Origin of the sequence: Streptomyces sp. NBC_01546 (genome assembly GCF_045208355.1) — a bacterium.
In the GTDB taxonomy this organism is placed as follows: Bacteria; Actinomycetota; Actinomycetes; order Streptomycetales; family Streptomycetaceae; genus Streptomyces.
The window spans coordinates 2,997,848-3,017,045 of sequence record NZ_CP109379.1 but is presented as its reverse complement, the minus strand read 5'-3'; the positions used below and the strand labels follow the sequence as shown (position 1 = coordinate 3,017,045).

The following is a 19,198-nucleotide window of genomic DNA, read 5'->3' as shown; positions in this document are numbered from 1 at the left end:
AGCCTCCGGCGCTAACCTGGACGCCTCACGAGCGGGGGGGGCGCGTATGACGGAGGGGCGCACGGTCGGCTCCGCGCGCGCCTTCGAGCTCCTGGAGCCCCTCGTCCAGGCGGCGACCGTACGCGTCCACGCCCCGCCGGACGGGTATGGAACGGCTGGGACCGGACCCACCTGGGGGAGCGGCTTCTTCATCGCCCCCGGCTGGGTCCTGACGTGTGCGCACGTGGTCGGTGAAGGGGGTGCTGCGGTGCGTCTGACGGGGCGCGAGGTAGGCATCACCTTCTCCTCGGGGGTCAGCGTCACCGGCAACGGCTCCACCGGTACGGTCGCCGGGCGCGTGGAGTGCGTACTGCCCGAGCGGCTGGAGGAGCGGCGTCCCGGCCGGCGGGCCCTGTGGGACCTGCCCGACCTGGCGCTGATCAGGGTCCTGGCCCCCGTCTCGCACGCCTGCGTCTGGCTGACCGACCGCTCCAGGCCCCGCTTCGACGAGGTCGCCTACTTCGGCTGCACCGAAGACCTGGGCACGCCCGAGATCACCGGCCGCACCACCCGGCTGCGCGGCACCGCGGGCCACGGCGCGGCCATCCGGCTCGGCGGCGACGACGAGATCGATCCCGGCATGTCCGGCGGGCCGGTGGTCGACCTGGCCCGCGGCGAGGTCGTCGGCGTGGTCAAGGCCCGGCGGCACACCGGGGGCGGCGGGCTCGCCGTCTCCGTCGTGCAGCTGCGCACCCTGCCGATGCCCGCGCGCGGCCAGACCGGGCTCTACCGCCGGGTCATGCAGGCCCACGACCTGCACCACTACGACCAGCACCTCAGCGACCTCAACAGCCGCCGGACCTGGACGGACGCGCACGGCGAACTCCCGGCCGAGGACGGGGACCCGTACGGCGGGCGCGGCCGGCTCACCCCCGGCGAGCGCACCACCCTGTGCGGGCTGCTCGCCGAACTGCCCCCGCCGGGCTCCTCGGAGGTCGTACGGGCCCTGGTGGAGGCGGCGCGCGGGGAGGAGCCGGAGCCGCATCCGCTCGCCCCGCTCAGCTGGCGCGACGGCCTGGGGCTGCTGCACGACCCGCCGGGCGGGGCGGGGGAGGCCGCGGCCATGCTCCGGTACGCGACGGACGTGAGCGTGGCCGACTACCGCGAGCCGCCGACGCCGGGCGCCGACGAGGAGTTGTGGGACTGGGTACGGGCCACCGCCGTGCGGCTGTGGCGCCCGCTGCGCCGGGAGCTCGGCGAGCGCCACGAGCGGGGCCTGGCCGAGCGGGCGCGGCGCCGGCGGGCCCTGGCCGGGCAGGCGGTGCACGGTCCGGTCCGGCCGTCCGGCGGGCTGCCGCCCGGGGCGTCGGTCCTGCTGGAGGTGTGGGCGCACGGCTGGGAGGACGTCTACGACTGGCGGGTGTCGGTGCTGGCGGGCCCGGAACATCCGGGGCGGGTGACACCGGTGGACTCCGGGGTACGGGCCACCGAGGCGGGCCTGCCGGAGGCGTTACGGGCCCCGCTCGCCGAGGCCTTCCGGCGCTGCGACACCCACGAGGCGGCGGCTCCGCTCGAAGTGGCCGTCGCCCCGGAGCTGTTCGGGCTGGCGGCGGACGAGTGGGTGCTGGTGGGCAGGGTGCCGGTGGGGGTGCAGCGGCCGGTGGTGTTCCGGTACCCGGCCGCGGACCCCGCGCCCGCGGCGGCCGCCCGGTGGGCGCGGGCGCAGGCGGGACCGCTGCTGGACGAACGGGCCGACTGCGTACGGGGACGGCCGCGCAGCCCGTCCGCGGGCTGGCTGGCCGGGCTCCCCGACAACACCGTGCCGGTGCACTGCCGGGCGGCGGCGGAGGAGCCCACGCTCGGCTCGCTGCATGCGGTGCGGGACGCCGGGTACGGGGTGGTGGTGTGCCGGCGGCCCCCGGCGGATCCGGGGGTGTCGTGCGCCCCCTTCCACCGCGGGCTGCGGGAGGAACTGGCCGACGCCGGACGGGCGGAGGTGCTGCCGCTGCGGTTGCAGGCGCTGCGGGGGCGGGCGTACGGGGCCGACCCGGACGCGTACTGGACGGCGGGGGCGGCACTCGTCTGGAACGACCCCGCACGCGCCCTGCCCGAGGACGAGCCGCTCCAGGGCGATCTGTGACCGGCAGGAGGGAGCAGCACCGATGAACGACGAATGGCTCATATACCGAGGTGTCGGTGAGCCGCACGACGGGATCGAGGCCCTGCCCGATCCGCCGCCGTGGCGGGACTTCGACGGCGGGCCCGTGGTGGAGGCGGGCGGTCCGGCGGCGGTGACGGACGGGAACGTCGCCCGGCGGCTCGGGGCCCACCGGCAGGCCGCCGAGCTGCACCGGCCCGAGCCGGAGGAGCTGGAGGCCATCAACGCCGCCCTGTACCTGCGCCGGCCGCTGCTGGTGACGGGCTTTCCCGGCACGGGCAAGTCCACCCTCGCGCACGCCGTCGCCCACGAGCTGAAGCTGGGGCGGGTGCTGCGCTGGCCGGTGGTGTCGCGGACCGTGCTCCAGGACGGGCTCTACCGCTACGACGCCCTCGCCCGGCTCCAGGACGTGCAGATCGCGGCGAGCGGCGGGGCTCCGGGCGGGGCTCCGGGGATCGGCAAGTACATCCGGCTCGGGCCGCTGGGCACCGCCCTGCTGCCCACCGCGCGGCCCCGGGTCCTGCTCGTCGACGAGCTCGACAAGAGCGACATCGACCTCCCCAACGACCTGCTGAACGTGCTGGAGGAAGGGGAGTTCGCCCTTCCCGAGCTGGAGCGGGTGGCCGACACCGAGCCCGAGGTGCAGGTGCTCACGGACGACGGGTCGAAGGTGACCGTCATGGGCGGCCGGGTGCGCTGCCGGGCCTTCCCCTTCATCATCCTGACCAGCAACGGGGAGCGGGACTTCCCCGCCGCGCTGCTGCGGCGCTGCATTCAGCTCAAGCTCGGACAGCCCGGTGAGAAGCGGCTCGCCACCATGGTCCGCGCCCACCTCGGGGAGGAGGCCGCCCAGTTGGGGGCCGACCTGATCCGGGAGTTCCTCAGCCGCTCGCAGTCCGAGCTGGTCGCCGCCGACCAGCTGCTGAACGCCGTCTACCTGACCCACTACGCAGCCCCGCCCACCCGGGAGGACCTCGCGGACCTGCTCATCCAGCGCCTCGACCGCCCGAGGTGACGGGCCGTGCCGCCCGCCGGACCGCCCGGCGTCCGCGAACTGGCCGCGCTGCTGCGCCGCGCCGGGCTCGATCCGTCCGCCGAGGAGCTCGCCGACGCGCTGTGGCTGGCCGCACGGATCCGCCGGCCCGGGCAGCCGGCGCCGGGTGCGGAGGTGCCCGTACCCGAGCCGGAGGCTGATGATCCGGTCAGGCTGCCTGAGGATCCCGAGCGGGTGGAACCGGAGACTGAGGATCCGATCAGGCTCTACGCGCCCGGGCCGCGCCGCGCCGGCGAAGCGGAAGCGGAGCTCACCGGGGAGCCGCCCGGGGAGCGCGGGGTGCCCGTACGGGTGCCCGGGGCGGCCGCGCTGCCCCGGATCCTCGAGATACAGCGGGCCCTGCGCGCCCTCCAGCGGCACCGCCCGCCCGCGCCGCCCATCCGGACGGTGCTCGACGAACCGGCCACCGCCGAGGCCAGCGCCCGGGCCCTCGGGCTGATCATCCCGGTGCTCAAACCGGAGAGCCGGCGCGAGGCCACCGTACGGCTGGTGATGGACGCGTCGCCGTCGATGGCGGTGTGGCAGGAAATGTTCGAGGAACTGCGTACCGTGTGCGAGCGGTTGGGGGCCTTCCGGGACGTTCAGGTGCACTACCTGCACCGGCTCGCCGACGGTACCGCGGCGCTCGGGCGCGGCCCCGTGCCCGGCGCCGGGCTGCGCTCGGGGGACCAGCTGCGCGACCCCACCGGCCGGGCGCTGACCATGGTGGTCTCCGACTGCGCCGGACCGCTGTGGCGCGAGGGCTCGGCCCAGCGGCTGCTGCACCGCTGGGCCGAATGCACCCCGTGCGTGGTCGTCCAGCCGCTGCCCCAGCGGCTGTGGGGCCGCAGCTGGCTGCCGACCGAGCGCGGCACGCTCTCCCGGGTCGAGGGCAGCGCAGGGAAGCTGAAATTCCGGTCGGACCGGCCGCCGCTGCCCGGGCGGCCCACGGGAGGGCTCACCGTGCCCGTGCTGCCGCCGAGCGCCATCGCCCTCGGGGCATGGGCCCGGCTCGTCGCCGGAATCGGCACCGGCCCGGTACCGGCCGAAGTGGGCCGGGTGCTGGCCGCCCACCCGGCCGCGCCCCTGCCGCCGCCCCGTGCCGTACGGCCGCCGCGCGAGCTGGTGGCGCGGTTCCGGTCCTCGTCCGCGCCCCGGGCCGTACAGCTGGCCGTGTACCTGTCGGCGGCCCCGCTGACGCTGCCCGTCATGCGGCTGGTGCAGCGCACGATGCTGCCCGACTCCGAACCCTCGGACCTGGCCGAGGTACTGCTGAGCGGCCTGCTGCGGCGCAGCGCGGACACCCCCGGGCAGTGGTACGAGTTCGCCCCCGGGGTGCAGGACGTGCTGCTGGGGCCGCTGGGGCGGGACGAGGCCGCTCTCGTGCTCAAGCACTGCTCGGAGTACGTGCTGGCCCACTTCGGGCGGGGCGTACGGAACTTCCCCGCGCTCGCCGTCTCTCAGCTCACCGGAGCACCGCCCGAGGCGGCCGACGGCGGCCCGGGGCCGGGGTCGGGCCCTGGCCCTGGCCCCGGGCCGGGGGACGCCGATCGGGTCCCCGCCGGGCGGCTCCCGCGGGCCTTCGCGCAGGTCTCGGCCAAGGTCGTACGGCGCTACCTGCCCGGCATGCCCGAGGAGGGCCCGCCGGTGCGCGAGGCCGTCACGCCCCCGTCGCCGCCCGGGAGGGCCGGAGCGGTGCGCGCCGCGCGGGAGCGGCTCGCCGACGCGGACCGGGACGGGAACGGGGAAGCGGACGGGGACGCGCGGGCGCTCTACGAGGCCGTGGCCGTACTGCGCCGGGCGGTCGCGGCCCCGGCCGGGCCCGGCGACCCGCCGGAGGAGGCCGAGACCGAACTGGCCGGCGCGCTGCTGCGGCTGTGGGCGGCGCAGCGGGACCCGGAACTCCTCACCGAGGCGGAGCGGACCGTGACGGGCCTGCGCACGGCCCCGGCCCGGGCCGTGCTGGGCCGGGTGCTGTACGAGCGGGCGCTGGTCGCCGAACCCCGGGCGGACCTGCTGGCCGCCGCCGACCGGGAGTTCGCGGCGGCGGGCGCCTCCGCCGACCCCGGGCTGCGCCGGGACTGCGCGGTGCGCCGGGCCGAGACCCTGATCCGGCTGAGCGCGCTGCGCGAGGACCCGGGCGCGCTGCGCGAGGCGCGGGCCGCCCTGGAGCCCGTCGCAGGCGCCGACGACGGCGGCGCGGCGTACCCCGAGCTGCAACGGGCCCTGGGCCGCGTCCTGCTGGCCCTGCTGCCCCACACGCCCGACCCGGCCGAGCGCACGGCCCTGGCCGAACAGGCCGCGGCCCGCCTGGCCGTGACCGGCCTGACCGCGGAGGACGCCGCCGGGCGGGAGACGCGCGCCCGGACCCGGGTCGAGCTGGCCGGCGCGCTGCGGTACCTGCCCGGGCGGCTCGAGGAGGCGGCCGGGGAGCTGGACGCGGCCTTCGGGGAGGCGGGCGGGGATCCCGAACTGCGGGTGGCCGCCCTGGTGTGCCTGGCGCGGGTGCACCGGGCCCGGTACGAGCGGGACGCCGACCCGGTGGCGCTGGAGGAGGCCGCCGAGGCGTACGGCAGGGCCCGGCGGCTGATCCCCCGGGACGCGGAGGCCTTCGGGGAGCTGCTGCCCGAGTGGGGCGACGTACTGCTGGAGCGGGCCCGGGCCGCCGACGGGCGGCGGTTCACCGGGGCCGCCGTACGCGTGCTGCGCGACAGCCGGGCGGCGGTGCCGCAGTCCGACCCGGGGGCGGCGCACCGGCTGCTGAGGCTGGCCACCGGGCTGCGGCTGCGGCACACCTACGAAGGGGACCCGGTGGACCTGCGGGAGGCGGAGTACCTGCTCGAACTCGCCGTCCGGCAGAGCCGCAGCCCGCTGGAACGGGCCCGCGCCTGGCGGGACCACGCGGACGTGCAGCTGGAGATCCACGGCCACACCCGGGCGGCGGACCGCCTCGACCGGGCGGCGGACTCCTACCGGCGGGCCTGGCGGTCCGCCCTCGAGGCCGACCGCGAGGAGCGCCAGGATCTCGCCGTGCAGCTCGCGGCCCGCGTGCAGGAGCTGCGCGGGGAGGTACTGGAGCGGCTGGCCCGGCCCCGGGCGGCCCTGGACGCGTACCGCTCGGCGCTGGAGTTGTGGGGGCGGCTCGGCGCGGGTGCCGAGGGGCGGTCCGAGGGGCAGTGGGAGGGGCGGTCCGAGGCGCTCGCCGGGCGGATCAGCGCTCTGGAGGCGGCCCTCTGAGCCGCCCTGCGCCCCCGGCCCGGCCGTTTCCGGGCAGCGGGGGAGGGGAAAAGGCAGTGGACCATCGAACGTGCGACGCAACAGGGGGACGGGCGGCCCATGGTGACGAAGGATCAGGACGTGGCAGTGGTGGTCCACAAGTGCCCCGGACGGCTCCCGGACCTCTCCGGGCTGGATCTGGCGGCGCTGCGCGGGATCGACCATCCCGTGCTGGCCCAGGTGATCGAGGGCATGGTCGAGCGGGTGACCCACCCGGCCGAGATCCTGAACGCCTTCGACTCCGGGGTCGATTGACCCGGGGCGCCACCCGAGTCACCTCGGCCGCCCGAGTCGCCCGAAGCCCCCTGAGCCACCGAAGACACCGAAGCCGCACGAGTGGCCCGAGTCACGCGGACCACAGGCCGGTTGACCACTTTCCGCCGTTAGCCGAGGCCGTCCGAAGGGCAGGGATGGACCGTCCGCAGGGGGCGCCTCCCTGCGGTGTACGGGGGCGGGAGGTACTGCGATGAGGCACACCCAGACGAGCGCGGCCGAACAGATCGCGCACCGGACCCACGCGCCCTGGCCCTACACCCGGCTCGACGTGCCCGCCCTGCGCGCCGCCGGACACCGGCCCCATCCCATCCGGCAGTTCGTGCTCAAGACGCGCAGCCGCTGCAACCTCGCCTGCACCTACTGCTACGTCTACGAGATGGCCGACCAGGGCTGGCGCGCCCAGCCCGCCCTCATGGCCCCGGCCACCGCCGCCCGCGCCGCCGAGCGGATCGCCGAGCACGCCGCCGCCCACGACCTGCCCCGCGTCGACCTCGTCCTGCACGGCGGCGAACCGCTGCTCACCGCGCCCGCCCGGCTGGCCGAGCCCGTCGACGCCGTACGGGCCGCCGTGGCCGCGGCCGCCCCGCGCACCCGCGTCACCGCCACCGTCCAGACCAACGGCACCCTCCTCACCCGCGGCCGCCTCGCCGCGCTGGCCGCCGCCGGGATCCGCGTCGGCGTCAGCCTCGACGGAGGGCTCCCCGCGCACAACACCCGGCGCGTGGACCACGCCGGACGCCCCGGATTCGCCGCCGCCGCCCGCGGCCTGCGGCTGCTGGCACGGCATCCGGACAGCTACGCCGGGGTGCTCTGCGTCATCGACCTCGCCCACGACCCCGTCGAGACGTACGAGTCCCTGCTCGCCTTCGCCCCGCCCAGCGTCGGGCTGCTGCTGCCGCTCGCCAACTGGAGCTCCCCGCCGCCCGGCCACCGCCCCCGCGGGACCCCGTACGCCGACTGGCTCCTCGCCGTCTTCGAACGCTGGTGGCACGACGGAGTGCGGCGCACCCGGATCCGGACCTTCGAGGAGATCATCGCCCTGCTGCTCGGCCTGCCCGCCGCCACCGAGACCCTCGGGCTCGCGCCCGCCGCCACCGCCGTCATCGAGACCGACGGCTCCATCGAACAGGCCGATTCGCTGAAGTCCGCCTACGAGGGCGCCGCCGCCACCGGGATGACCCTCGACACGCACAGCTTCGACCAGCTCCTCGACCACCCCGGGTTCGCCGCCCGCCAGCTCGGCCGGGACGCGCTCGCCGCCGGCTGCCGCGCCTGCGAACTGGTCGAGGTGTGCGGCGGCGGGCACTACCCGCACCGCTACCGGGCCGGCGAGGGCTTCCGGCAGCCGTCCGTGTACTGCGCGGACCTCCAGGTCCTCATCCGGCACATCGCCACGGCCCTCGAGCGCGCGGCCCGAACTCCCGCGGCCCGAACTCCCGCCGCCCGAACCCCCGCCGCCCGTCCCCCGGCGGTCGCCTCATGACCGCCGCCCTCGCCTCCTTCACCGTCTCCTCCCGCACCCTGCGGGCCCTCGCCTCCACCGAGCCCTGCACCGAAGGCACCCGCCTGGTCCGCGACGTACGCCGCTCCAAGCGCCTGGTCCTGCTGCGCGCCGTCCTCGACGCCGCCCCCGGCGCCCGGGCCGGGGAGACCGCCGACCACTGGGCCCTGCTGGAGGAGGCCGAACGGCACGACCCGGGCGCCGTCCGCGACGTCCTGCACTACCCCGCCACCGGGGTGTGGGCCGAGGAGACCCTGCGCCGCCTGCACGCCCCGTACGGGCCCCCGCCGGACCTCGGCCACCTCGGGGCCCTCGCCGTCGCCGCAGCCCTGCGCTCCGGGCTCGCCTTCACCCACACCCTGCGGCCCCTGCACGGGCGCCTCGTCCTGCCCACCCTCGGACTGCTGCGCCCGGACCGCCCCGGCCCGCTCGCCCTCACCGAACGCTCCTGGGACCCCGGGCACCCGGCCACCCTGCCCCTGCACACCCTCCCCGGAGGCCGCACCGCCCTCGACGACCTCGACCCCTACCGGGCGCCCGGCCCCGACCGGCCGGCCCCCGTCCGCCCCGCCCGCCGGCTCACCCCCAAGGGCCACAAGCGCTGGGACACCCAGTGGGCCGGCGCGCTCACCCTGCTCGAGCGGTACGACACCGCCCGCGCCGAGGAGACCGTCCAACTGCTGCGCTCGGTCGTGCCGCTGGCCGGCGGCTCCCGCTCCAGCGGCGCCACCCTGCCCGCGGCCGCCGGTTCCGTACTGGCCCGTGCGCAGGCCCCGCCCGCGCTGGCCGCCACCCTCGTGCACGAGGTCCAGCACGGCAAGCTCACCGCCCTCGCCGACGTGCTGACCCTGCACACCGCCGACCGCACCCCCCGGTACTGGGCCCCCTGGCGCGCCGACCCCCGCCCGCTGGAAGGGCTCCTGCACGGCGCGTACGCCCATCTGGCCCTGGCCGGGTACTGGCAGCGTGCCGCCCTCTACGGAGCCCGCGGCGCCTGGGCCCAGCACGCCCGCAGCCGCGCCCAGGTCGCCGCCGTCCTGCCCGTACTGCGCGCGCACGACCGACTGACCTCCGCGGGAAGGGAGTTCACCGACGCCATGGCCGCCGCCGAGCGGAACATGGACGAGCTCCCGCCGCCCGGGGACCAGCACGCCACCGCCCGCCGGGCCGTCGACCGCGAACGCCGCGCCTGGTGCGAGGCCCATCCCGAACTCGCCCCGTTCGTACGGGCTTGAGGGGCTTCGCGAAGGGCAGTGCTGCGGTACCTTTCAAGCCCGTCCACTGCCCGGATTTCAGGGAGACGGCCGCATGACCACCGGTAGTCGGCAGGAACAGGGCTCCACCGCTGGGCCGCAGCGCTTCGTCATCAGCTTCGCCGGGTTCAACCGGCCCTGGGCCGTCTGGATCGCCCACCGCCTGGAGGAACACGGCCACCGCGTCGCCCTCCAGCGCTGGGACCCGCAGAACAGCCCCGGACTCGCGCAGGCCCTCGACGACCTCGCCCGCTCGGGCAGCCGGGTCCTGCTCGTCCTCAGCGAGCGCTACTTCTCCGCCGGCACCCCCGGCGACGTCCAGGACGCGGAGTGGAACACCGCCCTGCGCACGGTCACCGACCGCCACCCCGACCGGTTCGCCGCGGTCTGCCTCACCGACGCCCCGCTGCCCAGCGCCGTGGCCGTACTGGAGAAGACCGACCTGTGGGGCCTGGACGCGTACGAGGCGGAGTACCGCGTGCTGCGCCGCCTGGAGCTGCCCACCGACCGCATCGGCACCGAGACCGGCCGCCGCGGGCCCCGCTTCCCCAACGACCCGCCGGAGATCTGGGGCCGGGTCCCGCGCCGCAACCCGCGCTTCACCGGCCGCAACGACGTCATCGGCACCCTGCGCGCGGCGCTCACCGAAGCCCCGGCCGGCGCCTCCACCGTCACCCTGCTGGGGCTCTCCGGAGTCGGCAAGACCCAGGTCGCCACCGAGTACGCCTACCGCTTCGCCTCCGAGTACGACGTGGTCTGGTGGGTCCCCGCCGAGGACCGGCCCACCCTGCGCGAACGCCTCGCCGACCTGGCCCCCGCCCTCGGCCTGCCGCGCGGCGCCGGCAGTTACGGCGAGCAGATCCGGGCCGTCCTGGAGGCGCTGCGGCGCGGATCCCCTTACAGCCGCTGGCTGATGGTCTTCGACGGCTGCGACAACCCCGACGACCTCACCGACTTGCTGCCCTCCGGCGCGGGCGACGTCATCATCACCTCCCGCAACCGCGAATGGGCCTCCCGGCACACCAGCCTCGTCGAAGTCCCGCTCTACGCCCGGCCCGAGTCCATCACCTTCATCCGCCGCCGGGCCCTGAGGCTCACCGCCGTCGAGGCCGACCAGCTCGCCGAGGCCCTGGAGGACTACCCGCTCGCCCTCGACCAGACCGCGGGCTGGCTCGCCGACTCCCCGCTGACCGTCGGCGACTACCTGGCGCTGCTCCAGCGCCGGCTGGACTCCCGCGAGGCCGTCACCGTCTCCGACGACTACCCGCTGCCCTTCCCCACGGCCCTGGCGATACTGCTCAACAACGTACGGGAGAACTTCCCCGACGCCCTGGCCCTCCTGCGGCTGTTCGTCTTCTTCGCACCCGGGCCCGTGCCGCTGCGGCTGCTGCGCGAGTTCCCGGCCGACGACGTGCCCGAACAGCTCGCCGGGCTGATCAACGACCAGATCCGGTGGAACGCGGCCCTCAACAAGCTCGTCCAGTTCTCCGTCGTCCGCCTGGAGTACTCCGACCTGCCCGTGGAGGAGGGCGGCGGCGGGCTGGAGACCGTACAGCTGCACCGCATGGTGCACGGCATCGTCCGCGAGAACCTCTCCGAGGACGAGGCCGAACCGCTGGCCCGCGCCGTCCGCCAGGTCCTCGCCGCCGCCGACCCCGGCCGCCCCTCCGACTCCCGGCTGTGGCCCCGCTACGCCGAACTCATCCCGCACCTGTCCACCTCCGGGGTGCTGACCAGCAGCAACCCGCGCATCCAGAACTTCCTGCTGCACTGCCTGCGCTACCTGATCCTCGCCGGGGAGTACCGCACCTGCCTGCGGCTGTCCGAGGAGACCGACCAGTCCTGGCGGGCCATGCTCGGCGAGGACCACCCCAAGGTCCGCGAGCTCAGTTACCAGTACGGCGGAGCCCTGCGCAACCTCGGCCTGTTCCGGACGGCCGAGACCCTCACCCGGGCCGTCGCCGACCGGCTCACCGGGGAACGCGGCGAGCGCGACCTGGAGACCCTGCGCGCCAGCAGCGCGTACGGGGGAGTGCTGCTCTGCATCGCCAAGTTCGAGCCCGCCCGCGAGATCTTCGAGCACTGCCTGGCCACCTACCGCGAGCTGCTCGGCGAGGACGACTCCACCACCCTGGGCGCCCAGAACAACCTCGCCGCCACCTACCGGCTGCTGGGCCGCTACCAGGACGCCTACGAGCTCGACCTGGACACCCTGCGCCGCCGCGAGCGGGTGCTGCGCGCCCAGCACATCTCCACCCTCTCCTCCGGCATCGCCTGCGCCATGGGACTGCGGCTGATGGGCCGCTACCGGGAGGCGCAGACCCGGCAGGAGCAGGGGGTCAAGGTCAACACCCAGGTGCTGGGGCTGGGCCACCCGCAGACCCTGCGCGCCGAGCACAACCTCGGGCTGTGCCTGCGCCGTTCCGGGGACATCCCCGGCGCGGGGCTGCGGCTGCGGACCGTGTGGGAGCGGGCGACGCGGGTGTTCGGGGTCGACTACCCGTGGACGCTGATGGTGGCCTCCGACTACGCGACCTACCTGCGCGAGTACGGGGACATCGGCGAGGCCCGCCGGATCTCGGAGGACGTGGTCCGCGGCTACCAGTCGCAGCTGGGCCTGGCCCACCCGTACAGCATCGGCACGGTCGGCAACCTCGGGCTGGTGCTGCGCGCCCAGGGCGAGCGCGCGGAGGCCCTCTCGCTCGCGGAGCAGGCGCTGGTCGGCATGCGGGGCGCGCTCGGCGACCGGCACCCCTGGACGCTGGGCTGCGCCCTGAACGCCACCGGGCACCGCAACATCACCGGGCACCTGGAGGACGCGCTGTCCCTGAGCCGCGAGACACTGCGCACCGCCGAACAGGTGCTGGGCCCGGACCACCCGATGACGCTGAGCGCCCAGATCGCCCTGGCCGCCGATCTCCGTTCGGTACGGGAGGACGCGGAGGCGGGCAAGCACGAGGACGCGGGCATCAAGGGCCTCACCCGCACCCTGGGCCCCCAGCACGTCCACACCGTCGCGGCAAAGCAACAGACCCGCCCGTACTGGGACTTCGAGCCGCAGCCTTAGGGGTGGGCGGTACGGGGCCCACACCTGCCCGGTTTCCGCCCCCCGAGTCCCCACCCGCAGTCGGCGGTTGCCCACCCGCCCCCTGGGCGGCGGGGCGGGGGCTGAGGGCTTGCGGCCGGGGTCGGGGGGCGGGCGGATTCCGCTTGGGCGGTCCGGCCCGCGGGGGCGGGATCGGAGAGGGTTTGGGGGCTTCTCGCCAGTCCCATCGTCTCTCCGGGTCGGGGGAGGCCTAACCCGCATCAAACAGCGGCCAGAAGCGCCTCGGAAGCCGCCGGACGCGTCAGATCGCTACGCGCTTCTCGTGTCTCGGCGTCTGCGACCCGTCTGTGGCTGGTCGCCGGCGGGCTCGACGTTGTCGACGGCGGTCGTGAACTCGCGGCCGGATGCGACCCGGATGTACGCCAGTTCCATCCAGTGCTCGCGGAGGGCCGAGTCCGAGACGTTCTCGTTGATCACGGCCATCAGGACTCCTTCGGTGCCGGACGCGATATCTCGTACGCGGCGGCGCAACAGGGGATGAGGGACGTACTCGTAGCGTTCAGTCATCGGTCGGCTCCCGGACGGAGGCGAGGAAACGCTCCCAGCCGACGAGAGCTCGGTCGAGGAGTTCCTGGCTGAGCTCGGGCCTGGCCTCCACGCATCGCCACGGGCCGTCCGGGGTTTCGGGGGCGTTGAGAGTCATGTCGGGGCCTTCCGGGTCTGGGTGACATACCGCCTGGCGGTATGTGGACAGAATCTGGTGACTGTGCGTACAAGTTCGATATCCGGACGGTAATCTCACCGTGGGATGTTTTCCCATCTCGCAGGTGGATGACGGGAGTAGCCGACCGTGAGCACACCGCTCGTGCCGACTTGCCTGCCCGACTGGGCGTGGGAGCGCGCAGACGTACGTCAGGCCCTTCGCACGCGCGACGTGGGCGCCGTGTTCCGATACGTGCAGCAGTACAGCGGAGCCAGTCAGGCGCGCATCGCTGCGGCGGTCGGCATGACCCAGGCGCGGGTGAACGAGATCATCAACCGGCGTCGTGAGGTGTCGCGCCTCGATGTGTACGAGCGGATCGCTGACGGGCTGAACATGCCCGACGATGCTCGGCATCTCCTCGGGTTGGCGGCTGGCCGTGAGCGACGTTCCGGTGGGGCCGCTTTCGACCTCGCAGCGTTTCCCGAGGTGGTGCGGTGTACTCCGGGCAGGCCTCTGCGCGGGAGGAGATTCAGCAGCAGGTGCGGGGCGCGAAGGAATTGGACATCCTCGCCGTGCGTGGCCTCGGGTTGATCGGTCTGAATGATTCGATGTTGCGTGCTCACCTCGGGAGGCAGGGCGAAGGTCTCCGAGTGCGGGTGCTGTTGCTCGACCCTGAGGCGCCGGCCCTTGCCTTACGTGCTGCCGAAATCGGTGAGTCGGCGGAGTCTCTTGCCAGTGGTGTGCGGCTGGCCGAGGCTCGGCTCCGTGAGCTTGCCGGGATCTGCGACATCGAGGTGTACCGGTACGGCATGCTGCCCACATGGCGGGTGATCCGGGCCGACTCCACCATGTTCGTCGGGGCGTTCGACGCAGGTTGGGAGGGGCACGAGTCTGCCACGTACAAGGTGATGGAGACGCCGCACGGCCCGCTGTTCAGGGGGTTCCGGCGCATGTTCGAGGCTGTCGCCGGGAGCGCTGAACGTACGGTTTGAGAGGGGACGGACGGATGATCGAAGCGGAGCTGAAGGCACGTGTGCACGCGCCGGAAGAGACGCTGCGGCGGCTGGACGAGCGGGCCGTGGGCCGGGCCGAGGTATACCAGGACACCTATTACGACACGGTGGACGGGGCCTTGGAGGCCCGGGACGAAGAGCTTCGTGTCAGGACGGTGCACGGGGCGGACGAGACGCGCACCGTCCTCACGTACAAGGGCGCCCCGGTGGACGAGGAGTCCCGGTCGAAGCCTGAGCACGAGACCCGAGTGGAGGACGCCCAAGCTGTGCATGCCGTGTTGCGCGGCCTCGGCTACGTGCCGGCAATCGCGTTCGAGAAGAGGTGCAGGAACTACGCCTTCGAGGCACGAGGCCGACAGATGCTCGCCACCTTGGTCCGGGTCCCGGAGCTCGACGGGACGTTCCTGGAGTTGGAGACCCTTGTCGAGGAGAAGGGCGTAACCGGGGCCCTTGACGATGTCCGCGAGGTTCTTGTCGAGCTCGGCATCGGCGCGGATGACCTGACGCGCGAGCAGTACACCGCAGCAGTGAAGGCCCGTCGCGGGGGCGCAGCCGCCCAGAGGCCGTCCAGGGAGTTGTCGGCGTAGGTGCGAGCGGCTCGATGGGACGGCCGCCGCCAGGGCCGAGGGCGCCTTCCGCCTGGTCTACGCCGAGGCGTTTGCCGAGCCGCCGTACAACGAGACCGAGACCGACGTGTCGGCGGCGTTCCGCCGCTTTCGGTCACAGACCCGTAAGGCCACCTTTCGCGGCGCCCTGGCGACCACCTCGGGCGGCGAGCCCGTCGGCATCGCGTACGGCTTCCCGCTCGAACCGCAGACGGGCTGGTGGGACCAACTGACCGCGCCAGTGCCCGAGGACATGCGCCGTGAGGACGGCCGACGGACGGTCGGACTCATGGAACTCGCCGTACGCGCCGCGTGGCGCAGGCAGGGCATTGCCCGGCGCGGACCTGCACGACGTGATGCTGCTCGACCTGCGCTGACCGGCCTCCCCCCAGCGAGCCGGAAGGCCCGGCCCCCCAAGGGGACCGGGCCTTCCGGTGGTCACGAAGCTCAGGCCTCGAAGACCTCGTTCAGCAGGAGCTGCTGCTCCGCCTGGTGGCGCTTCGCCGAGCCGACCGCCGGGGACGAGCCGTGCGGGCGGGAGACGCGCCGCAGGCGCTCGCCCGCCGGGACGTCCGCGCCGACCGCCAGGTCGAGGTGGTCGATCAGGTTCAGCGCGATGAACGGCCACGCACCCTGGTTCGCCGGCTCCTCCTGGGCCCAGATGTACTTCTCCGCGTTCGGGAACTTGGCGATCTCCGCCTGGAGCTCCGCACCCGCCAGCGGGTACAGCCGCTCGATGCGGACGATCGCGGTGTCCGTGATGCCGCGCTTCTCGCGCTCGGCCTCCAGGTCGTAGTAGACCTTGCCGGCGCAGAAGACGACCTTGCGGACCGCGGTCGGGTCCACGGTGGCGTCCCCGATGACCGGACGGAACGAGCCGTTCGTGAACTCCTCCGCCTTCGACGCCGCCGCCTTCAGACGCAGCATCGACTTCGGGGTGAAGACGATGAGCGGCTTGTGGTGCGGGTTGAGGGACTGCCAGCGCAGCAGGTGGAAGTAGTTCGACGGCAGGGTCGGCATCGCGACCGTCATGTTGTCCTGCGCGCACATCTGGAGGAAGCGCTCGGGACGCGCGGACGAGTGGTCCGGGCCCTGGCCCTCGTAGCCGTGCGGCAGGAGCAGCGTGACGCCGGAGGTCTGGCCCCACTTCTGCTCGGCCGAGGAGATGAACTCGTCGACGACGGTCTGCGCGCCGTTGACGAAGTCACCGAACTGGGCCTCCCAGAGGACCAGCGCGTCCGGGCGGGCCAGCGAGTAGCCGTACTCGAAGCCCATGGCCGCGTACTCGGAGAGCAGCGAGTCGTAGACGTTGTAGCGGGCCTGCTCGTCCGACAGGTACTGCAGCGGGGTGTAGTCCTCGCCGGTCTCCCGGTCGATGAGGACTGCGTGGCGCTGGCCGAAGGTGCCGCGGCGGGAGTCCTGGCCGGACAGCCGGACCGGAGTGCCCTCCATCAGCAGCGAACCGAAGGCCAGGGTCTCGCCCATGCCCCAGTCGATGGTGCCCTCGTCGATCATCGACGCGCGGCGCTGCAGCTGCGGCAGCAGACGCGGGTGCACGGTGACGTGGTCGGGGATGTTGACCTGGGACTCGGCGATCCGCTTGACGACCTCCTGGGAGATCGCGGTGTTCACCGGGACCGGGAACACCTGCGCGACCTGCGCCGGCGGCACCGGGGCGCCGGCGGGAGCCGTGGCGGCCTCGCGGACCTCCGCGAAGACCTTCTCCAGCTGGCCCTGGAAGTCCTGGAGCGCCTGCTCGGCCTCTTCCAGGGTGATGTCGCCGCGACCGATGAGGGACTCGGTGTACAGCTTGCGCACCGAGCGCTTCTTGTCGATCAGGTCGTACATCAGCGGCTGGGTGAACGCCGGGTTGTCGGACTCGTTGTGACCGCGGCGGCGGTAGCAGATGAGGTCGATGACCACGTCCTTGTTGAACGCCTGGCGGAACTCGAAGGCGAGCCGCGCGACGCGGACCACGGCCTCCGGGTCGTCACCGTTCACGTGGAAGATCGGCGCCTCGATCATGCGGGCCACGTCGGTCGCGTACATCGACGAACGCGAGGACTCCGGGGCGGCGGTGAAGCCGACCTGGTTGTTGATCACGACGTGGACGGTGCCGCCGGTGCGGTAGCCGCGCAGCTGCGACATGTTCAGCGTCTCGGCGACCACACCCTGGCCCGCGAAGGCCGCGTCGCCGTGCAGGGCCAGCGGCAGGACGGTGAAGTCCGTGCCGCCCTTGTTGATGACGTCCTGCTTGGCGCGGGCGACACCCTCCAGGACCGGGTCCACGGCCTCCAGGTGGGAGGGGTTGGCGACGAGCGAGACCTTGATCTGCTCCCCGTCCAGGCCCGTGAAGGTGCCCTCGGCGCCGAGGTGGTACTTGACGTCGCCGGAGCCGTGCATGGACTTCGGGTCGAGGTTGCCCTCGAACTCGCGGAAGATCTGCGCGTACGACTTGCCGACGATGTTCGCCAGGACGTTCAGGCGGCCGCGGTGGGCCATGCCGATGACGACCTCTTCGAGGCGGGCTTCGGCGGCCGAGTCGATGACGGCGTCGAGCAGCGGGATGACGGACTCGCCGCCCTCCAGCGAGAAGCGCTTCTGGCCGACGTACTTCGTCTGCAGGAAGGTCTCGAAGGCCTCCGCCGCGTTCAGGCGGCGCAGGATGCGCAGCTGCTCCTCGCGCTCCGGCTTGGAGTGCGGGCGCTCGATGCGGTCCTGGATCCAGCGGCGCTGCTTCGGGTCCTGGATGTGCATGAACTCGACGCCGGTGGTGCGGCAGTACGAGTCGCGCAGCACGCCGAGGATGTCGCGCAGCTTCATCATCGACTTGCCGGAGAAGCCGCCGACCGCGAACTCGCGCTCCAGGTCCCACAGGGTGAGGCCGTGCTCGGTGATGTCGAGGTCGGGGTGCTTGCGCTGCTTGTACTCCAGCGGGTCGGTGTCGGCCATGACGTGGCCGCGGACCCGGTAGGAGTGGATCAGCTCGAAGACGCGGGCGGCCTTCGTGACGTCGTCGTCGTGCGAGGCGTCGATGTCCCGGTTCCAGCGGACGGGCTCGTACGGAATGCGCAGCGACTCGAAGACGGCGTCGTAGAAGCCGTCTTCGCCGAGCAGCAGGTTCGCGACGATGCGCAGGAACTCGCCGGAGGCCGCGCCCTGGATGACCCGGTGGTCGTAGGTCGAGGTCAGGGTCATGACCTTGGAGATGCCCAGCTTGTTCAGGGTGTCCTGCGAGGTGCCCTGGAACTCGGCGGGGTAGTCCATGGAGCCGACGCCCATGATGACCGACTGTCCGGGCATCAGGCGGGGCACGGAGTGCACGGTGCCCAGGCCGCCGGGGTTGGTCAGCGAGACGGTGACGCCGGTGAAGTCGTCCATCGTCAGCTTGCCGACGCGGGCGCGGCGGACGATGTCCTCGTAGGCCTGCCAGAACTCGAAGAAGTTGAGGGTCTCGGCCTTCTTGATGCCGGCGACGACGAGCTGGCGGTCGCCGTTGGGCTTCACCAGGTCGATCGCGAGACCGAAGTTGATGTGCTCCGGCTTGACCAGGGTCGGCTTGCCGTCCTTCTCCGCGAAGGAGTAGTTCATGGCCGGCATGGCCTTGATCGCCTGCACCATCGCGTAGCCGATGAGGTGGGTGAAGGAGATCTTCCCGCCCCGGGCGCGCTTCAGGTGGTTGTTGATGACGATGCGGTTGTCGAACAGCAGCTTCACCGGGACGGCGCGGACGGACGTGGCCGTCGGGACGTCGAGGGAGGCGTTCATGTTCTTGGCCACGGCGGCAGCCGGGCCGCGGAGCGTCACCAGTTCCGGGCCCGCGGGGGCCTCGGTGGCGGGCGCGGCCTGCTTGGCTACGGGAGCGGGGGTGGCGGGCGCGGCCGGTGCGGCGGCCGGGGCCTGGGAGGTGACAGTCACAGCAGGGGCACCAGAGGGGGTGGCAGGAGCAGGGGCAGGAGCTGACACAGGTGTGGGCGCGGCAGTCGGGGCGGGAGCCGCGGCGCGCGCCGCCCCCGTGGCGGCGGCGTCGACGGCCTGCGGAGCTGCGGCGACGGTGGTGGCGGCCTGTGCGGAGGCGCCGTCCGTCGTCGGGGACTTCTTCGGCTCTTCGGCCTTGACCGGAGCGGCAGCGCCCCCCGGCTTGTAGTCGGCGAAGAAGTCCCACCAGGCCCGGTCGACCGAATTCGGGTCCTGGAGGTACTGCTGATAGATCTCGTCGACGAGCCACTCATTGGCACCGAAGCCTGAGGCAGGGGTCTTCCCGCCCTCTGCTGCTTCGGTCGTGGTGCTCGAGTTACTGGGGGACTGTGGCGACACGGCGGCAACCGCCCTCTTCCGCTTCACAAGGTATGGAC

The 19,198-nt window shown here is 73.7% G+C and carries 13 protein-coding genes and 1 pseudogene; 11 read left to right on the top strand and 3 right to left on the bottom strand.

Annotated features, from left to right (window positions below):
* The first annotated feature begins 46 nt into the window (after positions 1-46).
* The 7 genes from OHA89_RS13350 to fxsT all read left to right on the top strand — a co-directional run bounded on the left by OHA89_RS13350 (position 47) and on the right by fxsT (position 12,543).
* Entirely contained in the window at positions 47-2,119 is a 2,073-nt protein-coding gene (locus tag OHA89_RS13350; RefSeq protein ID WP_406366242.1) for a trypsin-like peptidase domain-containing protein, read from the top strand.
* Positions 2,120-2,141: 22 nt separating this feature from the next.
* The gene (locus OHA89_RS13345; RefSeq protein ID WP_215146815.1) at positions 2,142-3,152 is read left to right on the top strand and encodes a MoxR family ATPase; all 1,011 of its coding nucleotides are present in this window, start codon (positions 2,142-2,144) and stop codon (positions 3,150-3,152) included.
* 6 nt (positions 3,153-3,158) lie between these two features.
* Positions 3,159-6,407 (top strand): SAV_2336 N-terminal domain-related protein, encoded by a 3,249-nt coding sequence (locus OHA89_RS13340; protein WP_406366240.1) that lies wholly within the window; start codon positions 3,159-3,161, stop codon positions 6,405-6,407.
* A gap of 99 nt (positions 6,408-6,506) precedes the next feature.
* A complete protein-coding gene (gene fxsA, locus OHA89_RS13335; protein WP_257554227.1) occupies positions 6,507-6,701 on the top strand; it encodes an FxSxx-COOH cyclophane-containing RiPP peptide in 195 nt (64 codons plus the stop codon).
* A 211-nt stretch (positions 6,702-6,912) separates the two neighbouring features.
* A complete protein-coding gene (locus OHA89_RS13330; RefSeq protein ID WP_266615013.1) occupies positions 6,913-8,205 on the top strand; it encodes an FxsB family cyclophane-forming radical SAM/SPASM peptide maturase in 1,293 nt (430 codons plus the stop codon).
* Entirely contained in the window at positions 8,202-9,458 is a 1,257-nt protein-coding gene (locus OHA89_RS13325; RefSeq protein WP_266615011.1) for an HEXXH motif domain-containing protein, read from the top strand. Before OHA89_RS13330 ends, OHA89_RS13325 begins: the two co-directional genes overlap by 4 nt.
* 73 nt (positions 9,459-9,531) lie before the next feature.
* Complete coding sequence (gene fxsT, locus OHA89_RS13320) at positions 9,532-12,543, top strand: FxSxx-COOH system tetratricopeptide repeat protein (RefSeq protein WP_266615009.1); 3,012 nt, start codon at positions 9,532-9,534, stop codon at positions 12,541-12,543.
* A 288-nt stretch (positions 12,544-12,831) separates the two neighbouring features.
* Here the strand turns inward: fxsT and OHA89_RS13315 are convergent, their stop codons facing one another.
* Positions 12,832-13,089: a hypothetical protein gene (locus tag OHA89_RS13315; protein ID WP_266615007.1), complete on the bottom strand. Its 258-nt coding sequence runs from the start codon at positions 13,087-13,089 to the stop codon at positions 12,832-12,834.
* The gene (locus tag OHA89_RS13310) at positions 13,082-13,225 is read right to left on the bottom strand and encodes a hypothetical protein (protein ID WP_266615005.1); all 144 of its coding nucleotides are present in this window, start codon (positions 13,223-13,225) and stop codon (positions 13,082-13,084) included. The genes OHA89_RS13315 and OHA89_RS13310 overlap by 8 nt, the downstream gene beginning before the upstream one ends.
* Before the next feature lie 147 nt (positions 13,226-13,372).
* Between OHA89_RS13310 and OHA89_RS13305 the strand changes: the two genes are divergently transcribed.
* The 4 genes and pseudogenes from OHA89_RS13305 to OHA89_RS13290 form a co-directional block, all read left to right on the top strand.
* Positions 13,373-13,816 (top strand): helix-turn-helix domain-containing protein, encoded by a 444-nt coding sequence (locus OHA89_RS13305; protein ID WP_406366239.1) that lies wholly within the window; start codon positions 13,373-13,375, stop codon positions 13,814-13,816.
* Positions 13,720-14,217, top strand: a complete 498-nt coding sequence (locus OHA89_RS13300) for a hypothetical protein (protein WP_406368777.1) — start codon at positions 13,720-13,722, stop codon at positions 14,215-14,217. Before OHA89_RS13305 ends, OHA89_RS13300 begins: the two co-directional genes overlap by 97 nt.
* A gap of 14 nt (positions 14,218-14,231) precedes the next feature.
* Positions 14,232-14,825 carry a class IV adenylate cyclase gene (gene cyaB, locus OHA89_RS13295; protein WP_266615002.1) on the top strand — a complete coding sequence of 198 codons (594 nt, stop codon included), beginning with the start codon at positions 14,232-14,234 and terminating at the stop codon, positions 14,823-14,825.
* 52 nt (positions 14,826-14,877) lie between these two features.
* Positions 14,878-15,183, top strand: a pseudogene (locus tag OHA89_RS13290) (GNAT family N-acetyltransferase); the annotation flags it as partial.
* Between the two features lie 107 nt (positions 15,184-15,290).
* Here the strand turns inward: OHA89_RS13290 and OHA89_RS13285 are convergent.
* Positions 15,291-19,160, bottom strand: a complete 3,870-nt coding sequence (locus tag OHA89_RS13285) for a multifunctional oxoglutarate decarboxylase/oxoglutarate dehydrogenase thiamine pyrophosphate-binding subunit/dihydrolipoyllysine-residue succinyltransferase subunit (RefSeq protein ID WP_406366238.1) — start codon at positions 19,158-19,160, stop codon at positions 15,291-15,293.
* Between the last annotated feature and the right edge of the window lie 38 nt (positions 19,161-19,198).

Excerpts from the sequence above, each read along its gene's own strand:
- cyaB (WP_266615002.1), top strand. The coding sequence starts at position 14,232 with ATGATCGAAGCGGAGCTGAAGGCACGTGTGCACGCGCCGGAAGAGACG.
- OHA89_RS13345 (WP_215146815.1), top strand. The coding sequence starts at position 2,142 with ATGAACGACGAATGGCTCATATACCGAGGTGTCGGTGAGCCGCACGAC.
- OHA89_RS13310 (WP_266615005.1), bottom strand. The coding sequence starts at position 13,225 with ATGACTCTCAACGCCCCCGAAACCCCGGACGGCCCGTGGCGATGCGTG.
- fxsA (WP_257554227.1), top strand. The coding sequence starts at position 6,507 with ATGGTGACGAAGGATCAGGACGTGGCAGTGGTGGTCCACAAGTGCCCC.
- OHA89_RS13315 (WP_266615007.1), bottom strand. The coding sequence starts at position 13,089 with ATGACTGAACGCTACGAGTACGTCCCTCATCCCCTGTTGCGCCGCCGC.
- OHA89_RS13330 (WP_266615013.1), top strand. The coding sequence starts at position 6,913 with ATGAGGCACACCCAGACGAGCGCGGCCGAACAGATCGCGCACCGGACC.
- fxsT (WP_266615009.1), top strand. The coding sequence starts at position 9,532 with ATGACCACCGGTAGTCGGCAGGAACAGGGCTCCACCGCTGGGCCGCAG.
- OHA89_RS13325 (WP_266615011.1), top strand. The coding sequence starts at position 8,202 with ATGACCGCCGCCCTCGCCTCCTTCACCGTCTCCTCCCGCACCCTGCGG.
- OHA89_RS13350 (WP_406366242.1), top strand. The coding sequence starts at position 47 with ATGACGGAGGGGCGCACGGTCGGCTCCGCGCGCGCCTTCGAGCTCCTG.